At 69.2% G+C, this 3,450-nt stretch carries 4 protein-coding genes and 1 pseudogene; all 5 read left to right on the forward strand.

What is annotated here, in order from left to right; translation table 11 throughout:
• Window positions 1–153: pseudogene (locus ACT53U_RS19545) on the forward strand ([citrate (pro-3S)-lyase] ligase); the annotation flags it as partial.
• A gap of 63 nt (window positions 154–216) precedes the next feature.
• Window positions 217–510: a citrate lyase acyl carrier protein gene (gene citD / locus ACT53U_RS19550; RefSeq protein ID WP_476157607.1), complete on the forward strand. Its 294-nt coding sequence runs from the start codon at window positions 217–219 to the stop codon at window positions 508–510.
• Window positions 507–1,391, forward strand: coding sequence for a citrate (pro-3S)-lyase subunit beta (citE, locus tag ACT53U_RS19555; RefSeq protein WP_476157609.1), 885 nt, complete (start codon window positions 507–509; stop codon window positions 1,389–1,391). The genes citD and citE overlap by 4 nt, the downstream gene beginning before the upstream one ends.
• 14 nt (window positions 1,392–1,405) lie before the next feature.
• On the forward strand, window positions 1,406–2,926 hold the full coding sequence (gene citF, locus ACT53U_RS19560; protein WP_476157610.1) for a citrate lyase subunit alpha: 1,521 nt from the start codon (window positions 1,406–1,408) through the stop codon (window positions 2,924–2,926).
• Between the two features lie 4 nt (window positions 2,927–2,930).
• Window positions 2,931–3,450 (forward strand): citrate lyase holo-[acyl-carrier protein] synthase (citX, locus tag ACT53U_RS19565; RefSeq protein WP_476157612.1); only part of this gene is annotated, 520 nt, incomplete at its 3' end.

The following is a 3,450-nucleotide window of genomic DNA, read 5'->3' on the forward strand; positions in this document are numbered from 1 at the left end:
CGCACCGAGCACGGCTCGGTGCCGATCTCGGCCTCCGAGGTGCGCCGGCTGCTGGCCGACGACGATTTCGAGCGGATCGCCGGCCTGGTGCCGCCGACCACCCTGCAACTGCTTCAAACCCGGTATCGCCCCCCGCGCGTTTCCGCCGCCTGAGCCCGTGCTCGTTCGCGACGACGGGAGAGCGCGGGGCGCGATGCCACAGAGAGGAAGAACCCCATGAAGATCGTCAAGGAGGCCCTGGCCGGGACGCTCGAGTCGAGCGACCTCCTGGTCCGGATCGCACCGAAGGAGGACGGGCTCGAGCTCGTGCTCCAGTCGGAGGTGATCCACCAGTTCGGCCCGCACATCGAGAAGGTGGCGCGCGACTGCCTCGCCCGCCTCGGCATCACGGAAGCCCTCGTCGTCATCGAGGACAAGGGCGCGCTCGACTGCGTCGTCGCCGCCCGCGTCCAGACCGCGGTGTCGCGCGCCGTCGACGAATGGAACCCCGACTGGAGTGCGCTGTCATGAACCCTGGCATGAAACTACGCCGCTCCATGCTGTTCCTGCCGGGCGCCAATGCCGCGATGCTGTCGACGGCCTTCGTCTACAAGCCCGATTCCATCATGTTCGACCTCGAGGACGCCGTGTCGCTCCGCGAGAAGGACGCCGCGCGGATGCTGGTCTTCCACGCGCTGCGCCTTCCGGTCTACCGGACGATGGAGACCGTCGTCCGCATCAACCCGCTGTCGACGCCCTACGGCCTGAAGGACCTCGAGGCGGTCGTGCGCGCCGGCGTCGACGTCGTCCGCCTGCCCAAGACCGACACGGCCGAGGACGTCCACGAACTCGAGGCCCATGTCGAGCGCATCGAGCGCGCATGCGGCCGCGAGGTCGGTTCGACCAAGCTGATGGCGGCGATCGAGAGCGCCTCCGGCGTGATCAACGCGGTCGCCATCGCCACGGCCTCGAAGCGGCTGATCGGCATCGCGCTCGCCGGCTTCGACTACGTCATGGACATGCAGACCGAACGCGGCGACGGCACCGAGCTGTTCTACGCCCGTTGCGCCGTCCTCCATGCGGCGCGCTACGCCAAGATCGACGCCTTCGACGTGGTGTGGTCCGACGTCAACGACGACGAGGGCTTCCTGAAGGAAGTCGATCTGATCAAGCGCATGGGCTTCAACGGCAAGTCGTTGATCAACCCGCGCCAGATCGACCTGCTGCACAACGCCTACGCCCCCACCCAGGAGGAGGTCGACTATGCCCAGCGCGTCGTCGCCGCCGCCGCCGCCGGCGAACGCCAGGGCCTCGGCGTCGTCTCCCTCAACGGCAAGATGATCGACGCCCCCGTCATCCAGCACGCGCGCGTCGTCCTGCAACGCGCCGGTGCCTCCGGCGTCCGGCAGTGAGCGAGGACCGAGCCATGACCAACACCATCGAAGACCGCCTCGCCGGCTTCACCCTGCCGACCGGTCTCGAACCCTTCGCAGGCGTCACCGCGCGGGCCCCCCATCTCGCCACCCGCGAGGAGAAGCACGGCCGCAAGCTGGTGAAGAACCTCGAGGACGCGATCCGCGCCTCGGGTCTCAAGAACGGGATGACCATCTCGTTCCACCACGCCTTCCGCGAGGGCGACCAGACCATCAACACGGTCGTCGCCAAGCTCGCCGAGATGGGCTTCCGCGACCTGACGCTCGCCCCCTCGTCGCTGCTCTCCTGCAATTTCCCGCTGATCGAGCACATCAGGGCGGGCGTCATCCGGCGGATCTTCACCTCCGGCATGCGCGGCAAGCTCGCCGACGCCATCAGCCACGGGCTGATGGAGGAGCCGATCCACATCCACTCGCACGGCGGTCGCGTCAATCTGATGGACCGCGGCGAGATCGCCATCGACGTCGCCTTCCTCGGCGTCTCGACGGCGGATGCCTTCGGCAACGCCAATGCGGTGACCGGCAAGTCGCGCTGCGGTTCGCTCGGCTACGCCATGGTCGACGCGGCCCGCGCCGAGACCGTGATCCTGCTCGCCGAGGAGATCGTTCCCTATCCCAACGCCCCCGCCTCGATCCGTCAGGATCAGGTCGACTTCGTCGTCCCCGTCGACCAGATCGGCGACCCGGCCAAGATCTCGGTCGGCGCCGCCCGCATCACCTCCAACCCGCGCGAACTGCTGATCGCGCGTTGGGCGGCGGACGTGATGGAACATGCCGGCTTCTTCGAGGACGGTTTCTCGATGCAGACCGGCACCGGCGGCTCGGCCACCGCGACGGCTCGCTTCCTCGAACAGAAGATGAAGCGCAAGGGCATCAAGGCCGGCTTCGCGCTCGGCGGCATCACCGGCTCGATCGTCGATCTGCACGAGAAGGGCCTCGTCGGTCGCATCCTCGACACCCAGAGCTTCGACGCCGTCGCCGCCGCCTCGCTCGGCCGCAACCCCGAGCATCTGGAGATCTCGACCAACCAGTACGCCAACCTCACCGCCAAGGGCGCTTCGGTCGACCGGGTCGACATGGTGATCCTGTCGGCGCTGGAGATCGACCTCGACTTCAACGTCAACGTCATCACCGGCTCCGACGGCGTCATGCGCGGCGCCTCGGGCGGTCACTCCGACACCGCGGCGGGCGCGGCTCTGCCGATCGTCGTCGGCCCGCTGATCCGTTCGCGCATCCCGACGGTCGTCGAGAAGTGCACCACCGTCGTGACGCCGGGCGAAACCGTCGGCGTGCTGGTCACCGACCACGGCATAGCCGTCAACCCGAACCGTCCCGACGTCGCCGAGCGGCTCAGGGCGGCCGGTCTGCCGGTCACCACGATCCAGGACCTCCACGCCCGGGCGACCGAACTGGTCGGCACGCCGCGGCCGATCGAGTTCCTCGACCGTGTCGTCGGCATCGTGCGCTACCGCGACGGCTCGGTCATCGACGTCGTCCGTCAGCCGAAGGCGTGAGGTCATGGGAGACGATCTCTTCGCCGGCCCGACGGTCGATCTCGAAACGGTGCTCGCCGCCCGCGAAGCGCGGGTGGCGCGCCGCCTCGAGCTCTTCGCGACGCGTCGGCGGCCGGTCGTCTCCCTGACCGTCGTCATGCCCGGTCCGGTCAAGGACAACCGCGCCGCGCGCCTCCTGCGCGACGTCGCCCTCGATGCCCTCGCCGACCGCCTCGGCCAACTGAACGTCGCCGCCGAGATCGCCCACCTCGGCAACGGCCCCGCCGGCCCCGAGGCGCTGGTCTCGGTCGACCTCGACGCGGGCCTCCTCAAGCGCGAGACCGTCGCCCTCGAGGACACCCACCCGCTCGGCCGCCTCTGGGACCTCGACGTGATCGATCCGGTCGCAGGCGGCCTTTCCCGCCGCGACCTCGGCCACCCGCCGCGCCGCTGCCTCGTCTGCGGCGAACCCGCCCACGCCTGCGCCCGCTCCCGCGCCCACGAACCCGAGGAACTCCTCGAAAAAATCGAGGAGATGATCGATG

The organism is Pinisolibacter sp. DMC19, assembly GCF_056313985.1.